Annotated in this window: 17 protein-coding genes; 8 read left to right on the top strand and 9 right to left on the bottom strand. The window is 43.1% G+C overall.

Translation table 11 applies throughout. The features are described from left to right. The first annotated feature begins 584 nt into the window (after window positions 1-584). From AB4329_RS06385 to AB4329_RS06410, 6 genes are all read left to right on the top strand, one after another. Window positions 585-1,505 (top strand): DUF368 domain-containing protein, encoded by a 921-nt coding sequence (locus AB4329_RS06385; RefSeq protein WP_372137860.1) that lies wholly within the window; start codon window positions 585-587, stop codon window positions 1,503-1,505. Between the two features lie 203 nt (window positions 1,506-1,708). Further along, a complete protein-coding gene (locus AB4329_RS06390) occupies window positions 1,709-2,149 on the top strand; it encodes a hypothetical protein (RefSeq protein WP_017061864.1) in 441 nt (146 codons plus the stop codon). Beyond that, window positions 2,146-2,742, top strand: a complete 597-nt coding sequence (locus AB4329_RS06395) for an SCO family protein (protein WP_004732104.1) — start codon at window positions 2,146-2,148, stop codon at window positions 2,740-2,742. Before AB4329_RS06390 ends, AB4329_RS06395 begins: the two co-directional genes overlap by 4 nt. Window positions 2,743-2,825: 83 nt before the next feature. Continuing rightward, window positions 2,826-3,284 (top strand): copper chaperone PCu(A)C, encoded by a 459-nt coding sequence (locus tag AB4329_RS06400; protein WP_017068936.1) that lies wholly within the window; start codon window positions 2,826-2,828, stop codon window positions 3,282-3,284. A 507-nt stretch (window positions 3,285-3,791) separates the two neighbouring features. Beyond that, the gene (gene rsgA / locus AB4329_RS06405; protein ID WP_017072405.1) at window positions 3,792-4,856 is read left to right on the top strand and encodes a ribosome small subunit-dependent GTPase A; all 1,065 of its coding nucleotides are present in this window, start codon (window positions 3,792-3,794) and stop codon (window positions 4,854-4,856) included. Window positions 4,857-5,243: 387 nt separating this feature from the next. Then, the gene (locus tag AB4329_RS06410) at window positions 5,244-5,777 is read left to right on the top strand and encodes a DUF4136 domain-containing protein (protein WP_372137862.1); all 534 of its coding nucleotides are present in this window, start codon (window positions 5,244-5,246) and stop codon (window positions 5,775-5,777) included. 330 nt (window positions 5,778-6,107) lie between these two features. Here AB4329_RS06410 and AB4329_RS06415 read toward each other — a convergent pair whose 3' ends face one another. The 3 genes from AB4329_RS06415 to AB4329_RS06425 all read right to left on the bottom strand — a co-directional run bounded on the left by AB4329_RS06415 (window position 6,108) and on the right by AB4329_RS06425 (window position 7,416). Continuing rightward, a complete protein-coding gene (locus tag AB4329_RS06415; protein ID WP_017072403.1) occupies window positions 6,108-6,299 on the bottom strand; it encodes a hypothetical protein in 192 nt (63 codons plus the stop codon). A gap of 148 nt (window positions 6,300-6,447) precedes the next feature. Then, a complete protein-coding gene (locus tag AB4329_RS06420) occupies window positions 6,448-6,855 on the bottom strand; it encodes an alpha/beta fold hydrolase (RefSeq protein WP_372137864.1) in 408 nt (135 codons plus the stop codon). A 21-nt stretch (window positions 6,856-6,876) separates the two neighbouring features. After that, entirely contained in the window at window positions 6,877-7,416 is a 540-nt protein-coding gene (locus AB4329_RS06425) for an alpha/beta fold hydrolase (RefSeq protein ID WP_372137866.1), read from the bottom strand. A 284-nt stretch (window positions 7,417-7,700) separates the two neighbouring features. On the opposite strand from AB4329_RS06425, the gene AB4329_RS06430 reads away from it, so the two are divergent. Continuing rightward, window positions 7,701-8,708, top strand: a complete 1,008-nt coding sequence (locus tag AB4329_RS06430; RefSeq protein WP_372137868.1) for a helix-turn-helix domain-containing protein — start codon at window positions 7,701-7,703, stop codon at window positions 8,706-8,708. A 56-nt stretch (window positions 8,709-8,764) separates the two neighbouring features. Here AB4329_RS06430 and AB4329_RS06435 read toward each other — a convergent pair whose 3' ends face one another. The 3 genes from AB4329_RS06435 to AB4329_RS06445 all read right to left on the bottom strand — a co-directional run bounded on the left by AB4329_RS06435 (window position 8,765) and on the right by AB4329_RS06445 (window position 11,160). Then, complete coding sequence (locus AB4329_RS06435; protein WP_371715186.1) at window positions 8,765-9,427, bottom strand: OmpA family protein; 663 nt, start codon at window positions 9,425-9,427, stop codon at window positions 8,765-8,767. Window positions 9,428-9,615: 188 nt separating this feature from the next. After that, complete coding sequence (locus AB4329_RS06440) at window positions 9,616-10,839, bottom strand: HlyD family secretion protein (RefSeq protein ID WP_017081815.1); 1,224 nt, start codon at window positions 10,837-10,839, stop codon at window positions 9,616-9,618. Beyond that, window positions 10,840-11,160 (bottom strand): hypothetical protein, encoded by a 321-nt coding sequence (locus AB4329_RS06445; RefSeq protein WP_017072398.1) that lies wholly within the window; start codon window positions 11,158-11,160, stop codon window positions 10,840-10,842. A 635-nt stretch (window positions 11,161-11,795) separates the two neighbouring features. On the opposite strand from AB4329_RS06445, the gene sstT reads away from it, so the two are divergent. Next, entirely contained in the window at window positions 11,796-13,010 is a 1,215-nt protein-coding gene (gene sstT / locus AB4329_RS06450) for a serine/threonine transporter SstT (protein WP_017078589.1), read from the top strand. Between the two features lie 225 nt (window positions 13,011-13,235). On the opposite strand, the gene AB4329_RS06455 is transcribed toward sstT, so the two are convergent. From AB4329_RS06455 to AB4329_RS06465, 3 genes are all read right to left on the bottom strand, one after another. Next, the gene (locus AB4329_RS06455; protein WP_372137871.1) at window positions 13,236-14,456 is read right to left on the bottom strand and encodes a tetratricopeptide repeat protein; all 1,221 of its coding nucleotides are present in this window, start codon (window positions 14,454-14,456) and stop codon (window positions 13,236-13,238) included. 353 nt (window positions 14,457-14,809) lie between these two features. Then, window positions 14,810-15,412 carry a response regulator transcription factor gene (locus AB4329_RS06460; protein WP_372137873.1) on the bottom strand — a complete coding sequence of 201 codons (603 nt, stop codon included), beginning with the start codon at window positions 15,410-15,412 and terminating at the stop codon, window positions 14,810-14,812. Between the two features lie 11 nt (window positions 15,413-15,423). Next, window positions 15,424-17,295, bottom strand: a complete 1,872-nt coding sequence (locus AB4329_RS06465; protein ID WP_372137875.1) for a PhnD/SsuA/transferrin family substrate-binding protein — start codon at window positions 17,293-17,295, stop codon at window positions 15,424-15,426. Window positions 17,296-17,336 lie beyond the last annotated feature (41 nt).

Here is a 17,336-nt window from a genome sequence, read left to right on the forward strand (position 1 = left end):
CGAGATTCGAGATTCGAGATTCGAGATTCGAGATTCGAGAAAAGTTTAAGCTAGTCACCTATGGTGGCTGGCTTTTTTTCATCTGAAGTTTAGAGCCTAAAAGTGTAGGAACGGGAAATGAAAAAAGACAATCACCAAATGACAAGCAAAAAAATAGCCAACCGCAATAATCGCGATTGGCTCTATATATTTGTGAACAAATCATAAGTTCACTAACAACGTCAGTTGGCTAGGTGACCCTCGGCTTAAGAAGGGTCAATGTATATAATGCAGTTAGCGTGCCAACTTTTATTCGACGTTTTATAAGCCCTGCATCGCATAAAAACCATGAATTTGTCATGCGAATTGCAAAGTGCATTTGCATAATGCAACCAAGATGCAATATCGATAAGAGATCAGTTTCATTGCTGCTCTTAATGACAAATCACTAAGTGGTTGTTATCTAAATGTTAGGCAAATATTCACTTCAACTTATTGCCTTACAATTAATAGAGTAATAAAAGCCCTTCCCCAAAAGCATATTCATACTTTTTTTACACTAAAGTTTGTATACTGCACAAAATCATCCTCAACTCTATGAAGCAATGAACTACTTAAGTACTTTTTTCAAAGGCATGGCTATGGGCGCAGCAGACGTTGTTCCTGGCGTGTCGGGCGGAACCATCGCATTCATCACTGGTATCTACGATACGCTGCTAGAAAGCATTCGCAGAATTAACCCTAGCGTACTTGGCTTATGGAAACGCGAAGGCTTCAAAGCCGCGTTTAATCACATCAATGGTTTCTTCCTAATTTCACTGTTCGCGGGCGTATTCACGAGCATTGCGACATTCGCAAAATTGATTTATTGGTTATTAGTCACCCACCCTGTTCCACTGTGGTCTTTCTTCTTCGGCCTGATCTTGGTCTCGGTTTTCCATATTCTTAAGCAAGTAGAGAAACGCGATATGATTCGCTTCGTGTTTTTGCTGCTTGGCGTTGCTTTCGCTTATAGCATTACCGTGCTTAAACCGCTGCAAATGGAACCAACCAGCATCAACGTATTGATTGCGGGTGCGATTGCTATCTGCGCGATGATTTTACCCGGTATTTCAGGCAGCTTTATTCTGCTCCTGATTGGCATGTATGGCCCCGTGCTTGGCGCCGTTAAATCATTTCAAGTCGATGTACTTGCGCTATTCCTTGCGGGCTGTGTGATCGGACTGCTGACTTTCTCACATGCACTGTCTTGGCTATTGCGTTCATTCCGCGACTTCACATTGGTATTCTTAACCGGTTTGATGATCGGTACGCTGCCTAAGATCTGGCCTTGGAAAGAGACCATCAGCTGGCGCACAAACTCAAAAGGTGAACAAGTTCCTCTGATTCAAGAAAACCTGTCACCGTTTGATTTTGAAGCCGTAACTTCTCAGCCTTCTCAGCTGGTAATGGCTATTGTGATGATGTTTGCTGCGATTGCATTGGTTTTAGGCCTGGAGAAGTTCGCAGAGCGTAACGCTGACTAATCATTCAACGTATTTCTGGAACATGTTCAGAATGGATAGAACTTAGAAATACTAAGCTCACATATCTATTAAACAGACAAAAGCGAAGCCAATGGCTTCGCTTTTTTAGTTCTACCATACGCACAAAATTGCTTTTTGATACAAGCACGTATTGAGTGGTGTGATACCATCGCCGTTCTTATAAAATCAAATGAGAACACGACATGCACTCTGCATTAAAGGTTGCTGCTGTTGGGATCGCTCTCGTGGCAGGCTTTTATGGGCCGCAAGCAATTCAGCAATTTAAATCAGCGATGGAGCACTCAACTGCCGACGTCAGCTTGGATGATTACTGCATGCTTTCAACCACATCGTGTGAGCAGGAATCCATTTCAATGTCGCTTGACCGAGAAACCGCGCAACCTCTTCTACCCACAAAGATAAAGGTAGTTTGGGAAGGTGCTGCATCTGAGACACTGGTGTTATCGCTCACAGGTTTAGAAATGGAAATGGGATCAGCGCGTTTTCAATTAAAGAGCATTGGCAACAATACCTATGAAGGTGATGTGATTTTACCTGTATGTACTTTAGATAAAATGACATGGATCGGTGAACTCACTGATGGTGTCGATACTGTAAACCCTGCAATAAGGATGGCAAGATGAGTAGAAATTGGTCGTTAGCATTGGTTGTCGCTTTTGTACTTGGCTTTGGTGTCAAAAGCTATCTTGATGGGCAAAACGAAGTTCAAGAACAACACGCTGCAAAACAAGAGTTCTCCGCAACGACTCTTTTCGGCAAAGACAACCAACCAACGGAAATCTTTGACCAAACCGATGACAGAATTCGTATCGTTTACTTCGGTTTCACACGCTGCCCAGATGTGTGCCCCACTTCTTTGGCTATGTTGGCCGGAGCACTTAACCAAGTCTCTGATGAAGCAAAAGCCAAGATTCGCCCGATGTTTGTCTCTCTCGACCCTGAGCGTGATGCAGCAGAAGCCTCATACGAATACGCACAATACTTCCACCCAATGATGGAAGGATTAAGTGGTCCTTTGGATGTGACAACCACGCTTGCACACAACTACGGTGTTATTTTCAGAAAGACCAAGCTGGAAGGTTCAGAGTTGGAATACACCCTAGACCACAGCTCATATTTTTATTTTTTAAAGCCCGACGGTACCTTGATTACCAAAGTACCGCACACGTTGACGCCAGCGCCAATTGTTGAGGCTATCAACAAGCTGACGCAGTAAAACGTAAAAACAAAGAACTTACTCAATAAAGTTCAAAAAAAGTCAGGTCCCAGACCAAAAACATAAAAATTAAGGACAACAACATGAAGTTAAAAGCACTTGCTCTAGCAGGCTTATTGCTCACCCCTTTTGCTCAGGCTAGTAGCGATATTATGGTTCATGACGCGTACGCTCGTGCAACCCCGCCTTCAGCAGTGAACAGCGCGGTGTTCACGACTCTGATGAACCACAGCGATAAAGATCGCGCTATTGTTTCTGCAACAACACCTGCAGCAGGTAAAGTAGAACTTCATGATGTAATCATGGATGGCGATGTTATGAAAATGCGCCAAGTTCAAGAGATCACCATCCCTGCAAACGGTGAAGCGGTACTTAAACCTGGTAGCCTACACATCATGTTGTTCGACCTAAAAAGTAGCCTAAAAGAAGGTGAGCAAATCGAGATGACTCTGACTTTCGCTAACGGTGAAACGCAAACCTTCGACGCACCAGTGAAGAAAGTGATGAGCGGCATGAAAAAGATGAACCACGACCATCATTAATCGTATTCACAATTGATAAAATAATTTAAGCCACGATGACTTCTCGCCATCGTGGCTTTTTGTTAAACTGAGCGCGCTTTTTATTCAAAGCCTGAACACATTAATAAACCAAGGAGAATAGAAGATGATTGTAATGAAAACACTAAAACTGGCAGTAAAAGTAACGCGTTAATTTGTTTGGTTAATCAAACTTTAATCTCGAACTACCAACATTAAGCCATCAGCTGGCTACCGCACACTTTTACCCGGTTTACTGTTGATCGTAAGTGATCAATATCTGCATGCCTGTAAAGCATGACTCAAATCCGGGGTCCTATCGATTTTGAATTCGACCCAAGCTCAAACATTTTTGACGTCTCGACGCTTTTTGAACTGACCAACGCTTTTCGATCTCATCGACAACCTGAGATCTTACAAGACGTTAATGCTCTCATAAGACTTTAATGCACTGATAAGACTTTAATGCTCTCACAAGAAAAGAAAGCTCGCACGTCTGGGTAAATAGACATGAATTCACAAAACGCATTTTCTCATCCAATGTCACTTCAACAACTTGGATGGCAACCTGTATTCCAACAACAACTGACACTCGAAGACTATGATCACTCCGTCATTGCTCGTATCGTCGCACATCACCGCAATGGCTATACATTAGCGTCAGAGCAAGGTGAAATTGTTCTACCCATCCACCAAAACCAACCGGCAATGACCGTTGGCGACTGGGTAATATTGAACTCTGAACTGCAATTCGATCGCTTACTAGAACGCCAATCGCTCTTTAGCCGAAAAGCTGCGGGCAGTCGTGTGGCTGAACAATATATTTCAGCCAATATCGACACAGTGTTTATCGTGGTTTCATTGAACAACGACTTTAATCTGAGTCGCATTGAACGCTACCTGGCACTCGCAAATGAAGCACAAGTTGAAGCGGTTATCGTCCTGACGAAGAAAGACTTGTGTGACGACTACGAAGACAAAGTACAACAGGTACAAAGCTTAGACCCGATGCTGATGATCGAAGCGGTCAACAGCCTAGATCAAGACTCAACCCAAGTACTTTCACCTTGGTGTAAAATCGGCAAGACCGTCGCGCTAATGGGCTCTTCTGGTGTGGGTAAGTCGACTTTGGTTAACTCATTGCTAGGTGAAGCATCGCAGGCAACTGGTGGTATTCGTGAAGACGACAGTAAAGGTCGTCATACAACCACATCACGATCACTCCACTTGCTCGCATCAGGTGGCTTGCTTCTCGACACTCCAGGAATGCGAGAGCTACAACTTGCAGACTGCGCTGAAGGCGTGAGTGAAACTTTTTCAGACGTCGAAGAGTTAGCAATGCACTGCCGCTTCTCTGATTGTCATCATGAATCAGAGCCGGGATGCAAGATAAGGGCTGCCATTGAGAGTGGTGAACTGTCTGAAAGACGATTTACTAACTATCAAAAGCTACTGAGAGAGCAAGCAAGAAACGGCGCTTCTCTTGCAGAGCAACGCGCTAACAATAAGCAGCTTTCCAAAATGTACCGAAACGTACAGTCAGAAAGCCGCAATATTAAGAAAGGCTCAGCTTAAGCAGTTGGATATTGACGGTAATCTGAGTTAATCGCTCAACGCTGAGCTGAAACACCGAGCCCCACGTGTCAATCGCGTGGGGCTTTATCTACAAATTCCCTTCCTCATCAACAAGGGATATTAAGATATCGTCTGCTTCCGAAAGTAAAAATTCACCATTTATAATAGTTGGAATTTTTCTTAGCGAGTTAATCATCACGTTAATGATTCTCTTTATCCAGTTCAATATAATTCGCCCTTGAACAATAAAGTTAAAATACGATTAATCGCGTCACTTTTACTATCAGATTGACTGAATATAACGAACATAAAGTATCGAATACCGGACAAGTATAATCACCTTCAGAAGAAAATTTCATTTCAAACCACCTTCCAAGAAGATAGAAAATGCTTCGTCTAACCACCATATTATTAACGCTTCCTCTAGCTGCCTGCTCTACAATAAATACTGACTTCGATAAGCAAACCGATTTCTCAATGTATAAAACCTATGATTTCAGCTCGCCCGGGACTGCGGCAGAAGAGAAGAACAAAATACCGATTAGTATCGACTTAATCAGGATTGAAAGTGCGATCATTAAAGAAATGAGCCGCACAGGGGTTTCGTTTGTAGAGGACGGAGGCGACCTATACGTCCGCTACCAACTTCAGCAAGAATCTGAACTTGTGTCTTCCGGCTCGTCAGTTGGTATTGGCTATGGTTGGAACAATTTCCGTGGGGGAATGTCCACTCCACAAAATTATCACCGACAGACGTACGGACAATTGGTTGTAGAACTGATCGATGATAGAACCAACATCGTTGTATGGACAGCGAATTCAAGCCGAAAATTGACTCGCTCAATGAGTTCTAAGGAACGTGAAGAGCTGATTTACGAGGAGATCGCTGAAATGTTTCAACAGTACCCTTCGTACAAATGATTGAAAACTTCTAGGTGATAACTTCTTCAAATATCGGCCATTGAATGTGCAGATAGAGGAAGCCTAGGCATTAGAGGAAGAAGGCACCAAAGCCACTAATGCAATAGATCAAAGCTGCATCATATTGTTATATACCCTCAACCTTAAAGCTAACGCTGTAACTCACGTCCGAGTGACGAGTTTCACTCCAATCACGTTAGGAGCTCCATTTTCGTCTATATATAGCGAGACGTTTAAGGGGATGCCTAACGTACTCAAATGCTCTTTATGTACCAGACTCGACTCTAAAACAGGATCGTGAAACATAATTGTCAGCGAGGGCAAAAGCGGCTATTCAGCTTGATTAGCAAACCTAGAATATTCAAACGCGATAGCATTTAACAACTGAGGTAAGTCTTTAATATTTTGTTTATTAATTTCGATATAATCATCAACGAAGTGGTCTTTTTCTTCGGCTGCCTTATTAATAGAACAACCTAATAATAGAATACAACTTAGCGCTAAAAGGGTTAGCTTCTGCATTTACAATGCCTTGATTAGTTTTAGGTAAGGGATGAGGATAGAAGTGGTAAAAAGCTCGAAAGGCGCTCAATAAATCGACATTCACTTTTATTGAGCATGAACCTTCTCGTAGTTCCATTTCAATCATATTTACTCAATCATTTAACTGTTATTGCGTCTTATCAATCCAATATTTCACCATTAGCGAAAACTCTTGATACCTATCTTGATAACAAAAATGACCACTGCCTTTGAATACTGTTAACTCAGCATTCGACATACGTTTAGCTAAACGTTCTCCATTATCGACGTAAAGAATTGCATCGTTTTCTCCCCAAAATATCTGAGTGGGTAACTCTATTTTATCGAGCAATGGATCAACCGTTGCTAGACTTTTTGGGTAGTCTTTAAACCATTGCATGACGGCAGGAATTCGATTGCGATAAGAAGCAATATAGTCGGAAATCTCTTCTTGATTGGGGCGATAGTTCGTATAGCAAACCTTGATACAGCCTTGAACTAAAGAGCCAGCCCCTGTCACTTTAAAAACAGTGCGCCAAAACGATGAGTCGACCATTTTTCGGATGGCGCTTGCATTTCACGAAGGATTAATTGCTGGACCATCGCCTATCAATAAACTTTTGACATCATTGTCATATGTGCCCACGTAGTAAACGATCGCGGGCATACCAACGTCAGGCCCCAATAAATGTGGTTCTTGAATATCCAAATGATTTAAGAATTCTTTTAAAAAGTCGCCTTGAGCCTTGAAAGACATGTATTTAATCCCGCCCGCACTGCCGCCGAACCCAGGCATATCGTAAGCATATAGGTTGTAGTGTTCAGCCAACCCACTCCAGATAGGGGCATACGCAAGAATGCTTTGAGGAAAAGGGGAAAGCATCACAAGAGTCGGTTTACCAATCGCTTCAGAATGTGCGTATCGAATATCGACACCATTTATCTTGGTTCGCTTTATTGGCATGGATGGTGTCGTTTCAAATGTTGGGAACATTGGATAGTCGTTTTTTCTTCGCAACTGCTCCAAGCTTTTATATTCAGAAGTCAATAACATCAGTGCCGATGCGTTAATACGATCAAACACGCTAATTTTTTCTATCTTAGGAGTATGTGTCATTAATTAATCTCTATTTAATTCTCTGAAGTTAAAAGACGCTGAAACCATGATTAAAAATTTCCATCCAATTTATTTCTGGTTCTCAAAAATAGTATTGGGGTTTACTCAACTCAGTATTTACAGCTATCAATAATTGTAGTTAACACCATTATTACTAATATTATCGCCACTACTTTACCGATATATTTGATGTTAACTAACATCGTTGGGGTCTGTTAAAACTCGTTAAATTACGTCATTTATGCTATGTTTATGACCTAATTCACAGAGGTTTGGATGGATCAATGACTATCAACACAACTTACTTTATAAGGGTAAATAGCCTGATGAATTTGTATTACAACGTATGTAATCAATATTATTCAGATCCAATCTCCCCACAGACAATTCCCCAATCCGCGTTTAATCACACAATGAACCTGTTGCCCATTTCTGAGGTATTTCAGCTTTATGAAGAACTCGAATGCTATACAAAAAATCCAAACTTTATGCTCGAGGCTGTGCGCCATTTCCGGGTCGAAGACTTGGGCGGATTAGGCCAATGGATGTTCTCTGGTCATGACTTAATGTCGACGATAAGAAAGGTAAATTACGGCATGGGGTGTATTCAATCCGGTGCTTTTTGGGTTGCTGCACCTGCGGGGTCTATCATCAAGTGGACTTACAACAATCAGTATGATGCAGAACACTTAGACGTTCATGACAGTATTAGAGTCGCTGTTTTGATGTCAAAAATATTGAAAAAACACCTTGGGGCAGACTTTGCTCCGATGCGCGTACTACTTTCAGGAGAGCGTGCGGATGAGAAACTATATCAAGATTATTTTGGCTGTGATGTCGCGTGGAATCATCATCAAACAGAGATCTGGTTTCATTCCAGCTTACGCTTGGCAAACCTGGCTGATAATCAAGATACCAAGCAAACCTTTTCGCTGAATTTTGAGGATTTGGACCGATGTTTAGACATGCCCGATCCTAGCGATGACACTAAGTTAGTTTATGAAGCCATCAACTACTCATGTCATTTTGGTTTACCGACACTCGAAAGAGTATCGAACCTGTTGGGCCTATCAATTCAGCAGTTTCAACGTAGATTCCATAAATATGGCCACAACTTTACCGAAATGTGTGGTTTTGTCTTAAGCAACAAAGCGGTCAAAATGCTAAGCCAATCAATACCAGTCGAAGAAGTTGCAAGCAGTTTAGGGTATAACCATCTCGATAGCTTTACGCATATGTTTAAGAAGCATCGAGGCATGACACCCAAGCAATATCTCAAATCATTGGAATAAAATAAAACATCCGCAGAGTGTCTCTACTTGCGGATGAGAAAGGTTGCATCACCTCGCTAGATGGCTTGGATACTGATCTCGACACGGCGATTGCAGGCTCTTCCGTCTTCGGTTGCATTGTCACAAATAGGGTAACGTTCACCAAGGCCGCTGGTACTGATTCGTCCACCTTTCACTTTTTGATTCACTAAGTAAGCTTTTACTGAATCAGCACGTTTCTCAGACAACTGCTGATTAGAAGCATCATTGCCAGTACTGTCGGTATAGCCTTTGATCTGCAAATACGAATCTGGGTACTCGACCAATATTCTCGCAACACCATTCAATGAATTGTATACCGTCGCTTCAAGTAGGTATTCATCAGAGCGAAAACCGATGCCGTTTTCCATCACCAACACTAACTCATTTTCACCAACACGCTTTACTTGAACGCCTGAACCTAGCAACTCCTGACGCAAAGCGTCCTCTTGCTTATCCAGTGTGTAGCCGACTCCTCCACCGATGAGACCGCCAGCCGTTGCCCCAATTAACGCTCTCTTTTTCCGTTCTTTTGAATTATCTCCAGACAGGAGACCAATCGCAGCACCAGACAAAGAACCAATCGCAGCCCCTTTTGTTGTGGAATTCGTTTCCATCTCACCAGTCGTTGCGTCCTGACGTTGAGTCGCCTGACAGCCCACCAAGCTCGTTAATAGCAACAGAGAGATAATAGGTTTAATGCATCTTTTTATTTCAGAAGATATGAACAGCATAAATATATTCCAGTTAAATTTAGACTTTCGATTAAATATTCACTGAATAGCAAACATATTAAAATTACAGACCACGACTGTGGCCCGTAATTTCATTAATAATCTTATTTTGAATAATTCGGAATTAAATAACCGAATTAACTCTGGTTCTAGATCTAGAAAGAGTAGAAGTAGTAAAGCTGCGACTTCATACGTAAAATGATTCCACGTATTACATCAAGAAACGCCATAAGCTCTGTTGGCTTTTCTCCGCTAATCCAAGCTAAACCAACCGAGCCGACTGGTACGCTATAGCCTTCAGGTTCAAAGACTTTCAACCTAACAAAGTGATGTTTGTTTTGTAGGTTCTTGCCTGTCGTAGAGCGAACATTCTGGTCAAAGCCAAGCAAGTTACTTTGCGCTTCGCCGGTTGCTTCAATAATACCTTCAACCTCTGCCGTGAATACTTTCCCTGGATAAACTGGCGTTGTAAATTCAGCCAATTGACCCGGTTTAACATTTCTAATAGCTTGATGATTCACTCTCATCAATACGTATTTCTCGTTGGTGTACATCTGCAATCGTGGAACTCTAGAAACAAGCTGACCTTCACGAAGAATAAAGTTAGTCACAAAGCCATCAGCGGGTGCATAAATCTTGGTGCTATCAAGATCCCATTTTGCTTTATTCACCTTCTGAATTGTTTCGTTAAAGTCTGACTGACGGGATTCAACCGAGAGTTCCGCTTTGGTTATTTGTAGCTTGGCTTTCTCTACATCAGATTTCTTTTTGCTCAGCTGTGACTCAAGCTTGGCCACAGTGTACACAGCAGAATCGGCGACCGTTTGCTGGTTATCAATCATGCTTTCAGTGATCGTATTACGCACGACTCGGTTTTGTTCAAGATAACGCTTCAACGTTCTTTTCTGTAAGTCTCTATTTGACTGAGCAGCTGAAAGCTCACTTTGTGTCATTTCAAAATCATGTAACGCTGCCTGATAGCTGGATTCAGCGATTTTTACTTCTTCAGCCGCAGTGCTAACCGCTACGTTTGCCGAGTCGCGCGAAATCTTCGCTTGTTCATAAGCAATTTGATAAGGCTCGTTTTCAATCTCATAGATTAACTGCCCTTTCTCAATGCGTTGGTTCGGGGTGATATAAATCTGATCGACCTTGCCCGAGACATTGGTTGAGGTTGGGCGAAGCTGAATGTGAGGAGACTGCACCACAGAGCCTCCCGACAAATCCATTGGTGTATAGTTAATTAATCCTACCCACACAAATAACAACCAACCACTCCCTCCTAGATAAGCGAATGCTTTAGTCCCTGTGTTCCAAGGCATGCCAACAAGTCTTAATAAATAGATGAACAAACACCAAACCGCTAAACCTTCTAACATTTAGACATCCTCTGATTGATTAACTTGAGCCGGAGAATTCCATAAATCACGCAGTCGGATAATGGCTTTTTCAAAATCTACAAACGCAATGATAATGGCGAGCACCCACACCCAGTGCCAAATGAAGCCAATCCAAGTGAGCGCGGTAATCAACCCTATCTGATGGTGGTCAGTCTTATGAGCCTTTTGAATAGGGATCTCGTGAAGCTTCCAAAAACCGAACAGGCCAGCCGCTATGGTGCTGATCAGCACGATAGCGGCTGCTATATGTAAAACGGTATCTGCAGAGGTCTCTACATAAGGGATACTGATTAAACTCATTGCTCATACTCTTGTAAATTAAGACCAACACAGGATATATGCCACCCACTTACAACGGAAATTTTAGATAAATTACGTCATATAAAATAACATGATGATATAAATCACCAGATAAGGTGTGCGATATATCAAAGTAGCAAGGTATTAAGTTCAGTAGCCTGACGCTATTAAGGAGAGCTGATGAGATTCACAGCTAACGCTGCTTAAGTAGGTGGGAATGCCGATAGAAAGATTAGATAACGACAAAACATGGCAAGTCATGCACCAACGTAGATTAAGCAAAGTAGGTGATGTCTATGATGTCTGTTGAAGTAGCTTTTTTACCTATACAAGTTTAGGCAGCTATTTCCGAACACAATGTTTTTATCAGTAATGGTTTACACACCATAAATACTAGAACATTAAGCCAATGGAACATTATTCAGCAGACTTACACCTCAACAAAAGCACAAAAATTTAACATTTAGCTCTAAAAACACCACGCAGCGCAAACAATCACCCTAAAAGTAAACTATTCCTAGACACCCTCTTAGATCCCGCTAATATGACCGCCCATTCCACTAGTGTATAGTTGGATTTGGTACAACTTTATAAAAAATACATCACTATAATAAATTAACAATTGCAGGTATTTTATGCAAAATAACAACATGCTCGCCCGCATCGCTCGTGGAAATCTCGTTCTACAGATCCTTGCTGGTATTGTTTTCGGTGTCGTTCTCGCCATGGTTTCTCCTTCAGCAGCTCAAGATGCAGGCCTATTAGGTAGTCTGTTTGTTGGTGCTCTGAAAGCTGTTGCCCCAATTTTAGTATTCATTCTTGTTGCAGCTTCTATCGCAAACCAAAAGAAAGGTCAGCATACTCATATGCGTCCAATCATTGTGCTTTACCTGATTGGTACGTTCTCTGCAGCACTGACTGCTGTAGTACTGAGCTTCATGTTCCCAACCACTTTGACACTGGTTGCTGGCGCTGAAGGTGCTAACCCTCCTCAAGGTATTGCAGAAGTTCTTCATACGCTTCTATTCAAGCTTGTAGATAACCCAGTTAGCGCACTAATGAACGCGAACTACATCGGTATTCTTGCTTGGGCAATCGGTCTTGGTCTTGCACTGCACCACGCATCTGCAACAACCAAAGCGGTTTTCGAAGACCTTAGCCACAGTGTTTCACACATTGTTCGCTTCATTATTCGTCTTGCGCCATTCGGTATCTTCGGCCTTGTTTCGACTACATTCGCAACAACGGGCTTCGATGCACTAGCAAGCTACGGTCAACTGCTAGCGGTTCTACTAAGCTCAATGCTGATCATTGCTCTTGTCGTTAACCCACTGCTTGTCTTTGTAAAGACAAAACAGAACCCATACCCACTTGTACTGCAATGTATTCGTGAATCTGGTGTAACGGCATTCTTCACTCGTTCAAGCGCTGCAAACATCCCAGTGAACATGAACCTTTGTAAGAAGCTAGAGCTAGATGAAGATACTTACTCTGTATCAATCCCTCTAGGCGCAACCATCAACATGGCGGGTGCTGCAATCACCATCACTGTGTTAACGCTTGCAGCTGTACACACAATGGGTATTGAGATTGATATCTTCACTGCGATTCTACTAAGCCTTGTTGCTGCAATTTCAGCATGTGGCGCATCAGGCGTTGCCGGTGGTTCACTGCTACTGATTCCTCTAGCTTGTGGCCTATTCGGTATCTCAAACGATGTAGCGATGCAGGTTGTAGCGGTTGGTTTCATCATTGGTGTGATTCAAGATTCTGCTGAAACAGCGCTTAACAGCTCAACTGACGTAGTGTTCACTGCGGCTGTATGTAAAGCTGAGCAAAACAAAGCTTAACAGCTCTTGGTATTAGGCTTTAGCTCTAAGCTCTAAGCTCTAAGCTCTAAGCTCTAAGCTCTAAGCTCTAAGCTCTAAGCTCTAAAAGCAAATAGCACACAAATAAAAAGGGAAGCATTCGCTTCCCTTTTTTGTTGTCTTGGTTTTCTAGATTACGGTCAGAAGCTATATAGATTTATAGCTTCAGTCATTTTTGTCTAACTCATCAAAGCTAACCAACACGTTTTAGTGGTTGCTTTTCCAGCTTGGATCCACGGCTGCCTGACTGAAGTCTAGAGGGTCACTATTTGGGGTCGCTTGTCTCTCTGTTGATGCTTGCTCGGAATTAGGTTGTTGGCTGTAATCAACATTCGTATCTTGAGCACTCGCCGTTTGAGTATCTAGATGGCTCGCATCTACTTTTAATGCCTCACCTTCTTCATCAGACGCTTCTTTCACTTTCTTAGGGATCGGTATATTGCGCTTGTAGAGCTTATTGAGCGCTTTAATGATTGAATGCTTAGTGATCGCTTCTTGAGTCAACTTAGTCATGATCGGCTTAGTCAGAGCTTGTAAGCCCACGACGGCATCGACACCCAGTTCACCACCAACTTTATCCCGCAAATGCTTCGCTTCTGAGTAGCCAAAATGAGCAGACAAAAATAGCCAGATATAAGCAATCGCGTTGCCGTGTTCACCATGGTCAATCCAAGCTTCGCCAGCTCTAAACATGGCTTCTGCACTGTTCTTTTCTGCGGCAGTTTCAAACCAGTACACCGCTTCGCCGTGATTCGGTTCAACACCAACACCGTTCAAATAGCTCATACCCAGTTTGATCTTGCCGTCTAGGTTGTTTTTTTCAGCGGCCTTTTGGTACCACTCGACAGAGCTTTCAGCCGAGTAATCTGGATTCTCTTTATCTAGACACCAGTCACCGATAAACAGCATCGCTTCGGTATTACCACCAGCCGCAGACTCTTCAATATAGGTATAACCCTTAGGGATGTTCTTATCGGTTCCACGACCAAAGACGAGCGCTTTGCCCATCTCGAATTTCGCCGATACGTCATTGTCTAAAGCAGAGATTGCTAGCTGCCAAAAGTTGGCTTTCTCTCTTAAAATGAGGTCTTCTTTACGCTTCATGCTTAGGCGCACAATGCCGTACATGCCATTGATATTATCGAGTTGCGCCGCTTTGTCGTACCAATACAGAGCTTCCTTTATATTGTTACGTTCAGCTTCTTTTGCCAAATACAGAATCGACGGTACATGACCGGTTTCGGCTTTGAAGTGACGCTCTTTTTGCTCTTGTATGCGCGCTTTTTCAATCGCTTTTCGGTAAGCGACAGCACGAGCCTTACGTTCTTGTTCCAAGCGCTGCTTTCTTAGTGATAAAGAGATCAGCCACACGGCGACAAGTATTAACGAAAGAGCCGTCGCACCAATTGCGATTCCCATTGTACTCATAAAATATTTAACCTAACTCGGCAGATACAAGACTCGACGTTGAGAGTGTGTTCTACCCATAGTGAATGTTATGTTTCGAATTACAGGGAAAAGTGCAGTTACTGGCACGTTCCGCCTTAAAATGAACTTAGTTCAGTATCTCAGGATTACATTGCGATAAGAAGCCTAGGGGTTTCAATCCGTATGCAGTCCATAGACGATGTGATCTTGCTTCAATATAAATAAATGATGAAGGCTGCCTTTCATCAGGAAAGTCCTAAAGCTTGGTGACGAACTTGATGTTTTCCAATCAATAGTTTCGTACAACCTTCATACAGCTTTAGTTCAAATGGCATACAGAAATAGCTCTATGCCTAGGTCAATTGACCGTATATGTAAGCCAACTCGGCAACCGTCTTCGCCGAAAACTTCTTCATCAAACTCGCTCGATGTACTTCCACCGTTCTCATCGCGATACATAATTCATCGGCAATTTTCTGGTTACGTTTGCCATCAATGATCTGCTTTAGTATGTCTATTTCGCGTTCAGTTAACGACGCATACGCTTGGCGATGCACGTTCATGTGTAAGTGCTTTTCAGAAGCCTCTAGCCCTTGTTTGATTGCCTGAGCCAATTCGCTGCCCTTAACCGGTTTTTGGAAGAAGTTCACCGCACCGGCTTGTAGAGCCTCTACCGCCATTGGCACATCGCCGTGGCCCGTCAGATAGATCACCGACAGTGGGCTCTGCGCTTTCACCATCAATTCATGAACTTGTTGCCCTCTCATTTCAGGCATTCGGCTGTCTAACACCACGCACCCCGGCGCACTCAAATCCACTGAGTCTAAAAAACTGGGGCCATCTTCAAAAGCTGACACAGTGAAATCATGCTCTTCTAATAAGAACACCAACGAATCGCGCATCGACTCATCGTCATCAACCACATAGACAGGAAGCCTTTGATGAAGTTCAGACATAACAAGATTCCTTATGAATCATTTGAAAGAGAGAAAGGCAGTGTCACCGCAACATGACATCCATGTGGGGTGAGTGACGTGATCGTCATTTGACCACTGTGATCTTCAATAACATCTTGGCAAATCGCGAGCCCAAGCCCCAAGCCATTTTCTTTGCTGCTCACAAAGGCTTGAGTCACTTCTTGTTCAGTGAAATCTAAGCCCGTTCCGTTATCGATAATCGACAACATTATTTTATCCGGTTGATACTCGGTAATCACTTTAATTGTCGATGGTTCGTTGTTTTTGTTACCAATATCAGACGTAGCGCTTTGTTCGCGATGCATCTGAGCATTACACGCATCAGTCGCATTGTTGATCAAATTTACAAGCACCTGCTGCAATCCGACGGGGTCAACATGTAGCGTGATAGGTTTACCCACGACATAACGTTCAATGGTTATCTTGTGTTTCTGTAATCGAAATTGCAGTAGCTCGATGGTATCTGTAAGAAGAGCTTCTATATCAGTTTGAGATTTATCTGATGAGCGTTTTTTGATCATGTTTCTTAAGCGCTGGATGATCGCATCAGCACGGTCCACTTGCGACTGGATCTTCTCAAATACAGGCTCTATGTCAGTCAGCGGTTTGTTCTTCGAAATCCGCAGTAAACCACCTTCGCTATAATTCCGAATAGCTGCCAAAGGCTGATTAATCTCGTGTGCCAAGCTACTTCCCAGTTCACCAACTACCGCGATTCGTTGTGAGTGCTCTAGCTGTTCACTCTTACTTTTCAGCTTATAAAGCGTCGCTTCTAGTTGCTTTTTGCTGCGACTGAATTTGTATTCTAGCCAGAAGTGGTAAGCATTCAGAGACACGACAAGAATAAAGAACGCCCATGCCCACTGTTGATTGTACTTGAGCCAGATTAACGCTTCTTTCCACCAAGGTTGTTGCAGTGGATGCATGTCGAGTTGTTGATATAGCTTGTCGATCGCCAGCAAGCTTGTCGGTGACGTCCAACCCGATGCATTCGCTGCAATGGCTGGTGCACTGCTCTTTGGCATCGAAAACAGCACCTGACTCATTTGTTTAGCCAGTGCCGAAGAGGCTCGTTCTGTTTTGGCAAACGACCAATTAGAATACAGAGGTGTAGACACTTGGCATCGGAAGCCTTCAGGCGCTTGATTACCGATGATTCGATATTGCCCAGCCACCAGCAAACCTTCACTGATCATGTTCTCAACTAAACAGCTTGGTACGACAGCCGCTTCAATGTGCCCTTCACGTAGTTGATACAAGCTGGCGTCGATCGGGAAACCTAAAAATTGGGTGTTAGAGAAAAAGTGGTTGGGATTAAGCCCTTGTTGCATCACTTGGTAACGCATAGTGAGGTAACCACCAAAAGCATTTTCAGATACTGCCGCAATCGGCTTACCGCTGAGTTGTTCGAGAGAGATATAAGGCGACATTCTTCTCACCACCAAGGCGGAACCAATGCTGCGTGTATTACTAGTGTCTTGAGCTTCAAAGTTATGACTGGTCATGGTCGCCATCCAAGAGAGCGCGTATTGACGTCCTAATCGAACCGCCTGACCGGGGTTGGTGATGACAAAGTCGACCTCAACACCTTTTACCGCATCAGCCATCTCTTCTAAGTTGAAAGGCTTGAGAACAAAGTGTTTGCCGGGAATGCGCTCCGACAACCAATCCATCGTCGGCTGCCAACGCTGCTGCGCGGAAAGCTTGCCTCGAATAGCCAGCACACCGACCTCAATCACCTGTTCCGACTCAACAGTGTTTGATGTTGTAATCTCTTGCTCCGCTTGAGCGGCTAAACAGATTCCTGCAGTTAGACTCAACCAACAAAGGCTAACGATTGATATTAGGTTTCGGACTGTCACTAAAATCTCTTTCTCCACACTGATGGCATGTTCACACTCGA

The sequence above is a fragment of the Vibrio sp. 10N.261.54.A5 genome, from assembly GCF_041471145.1.
Taxonomy (GTDB): Bacteria; Pseudomonadota; Gammaproteobacteria; order Enterobacterales; family Vibrionaceae; genus Vibrio; species Vibrio crassostreae_C.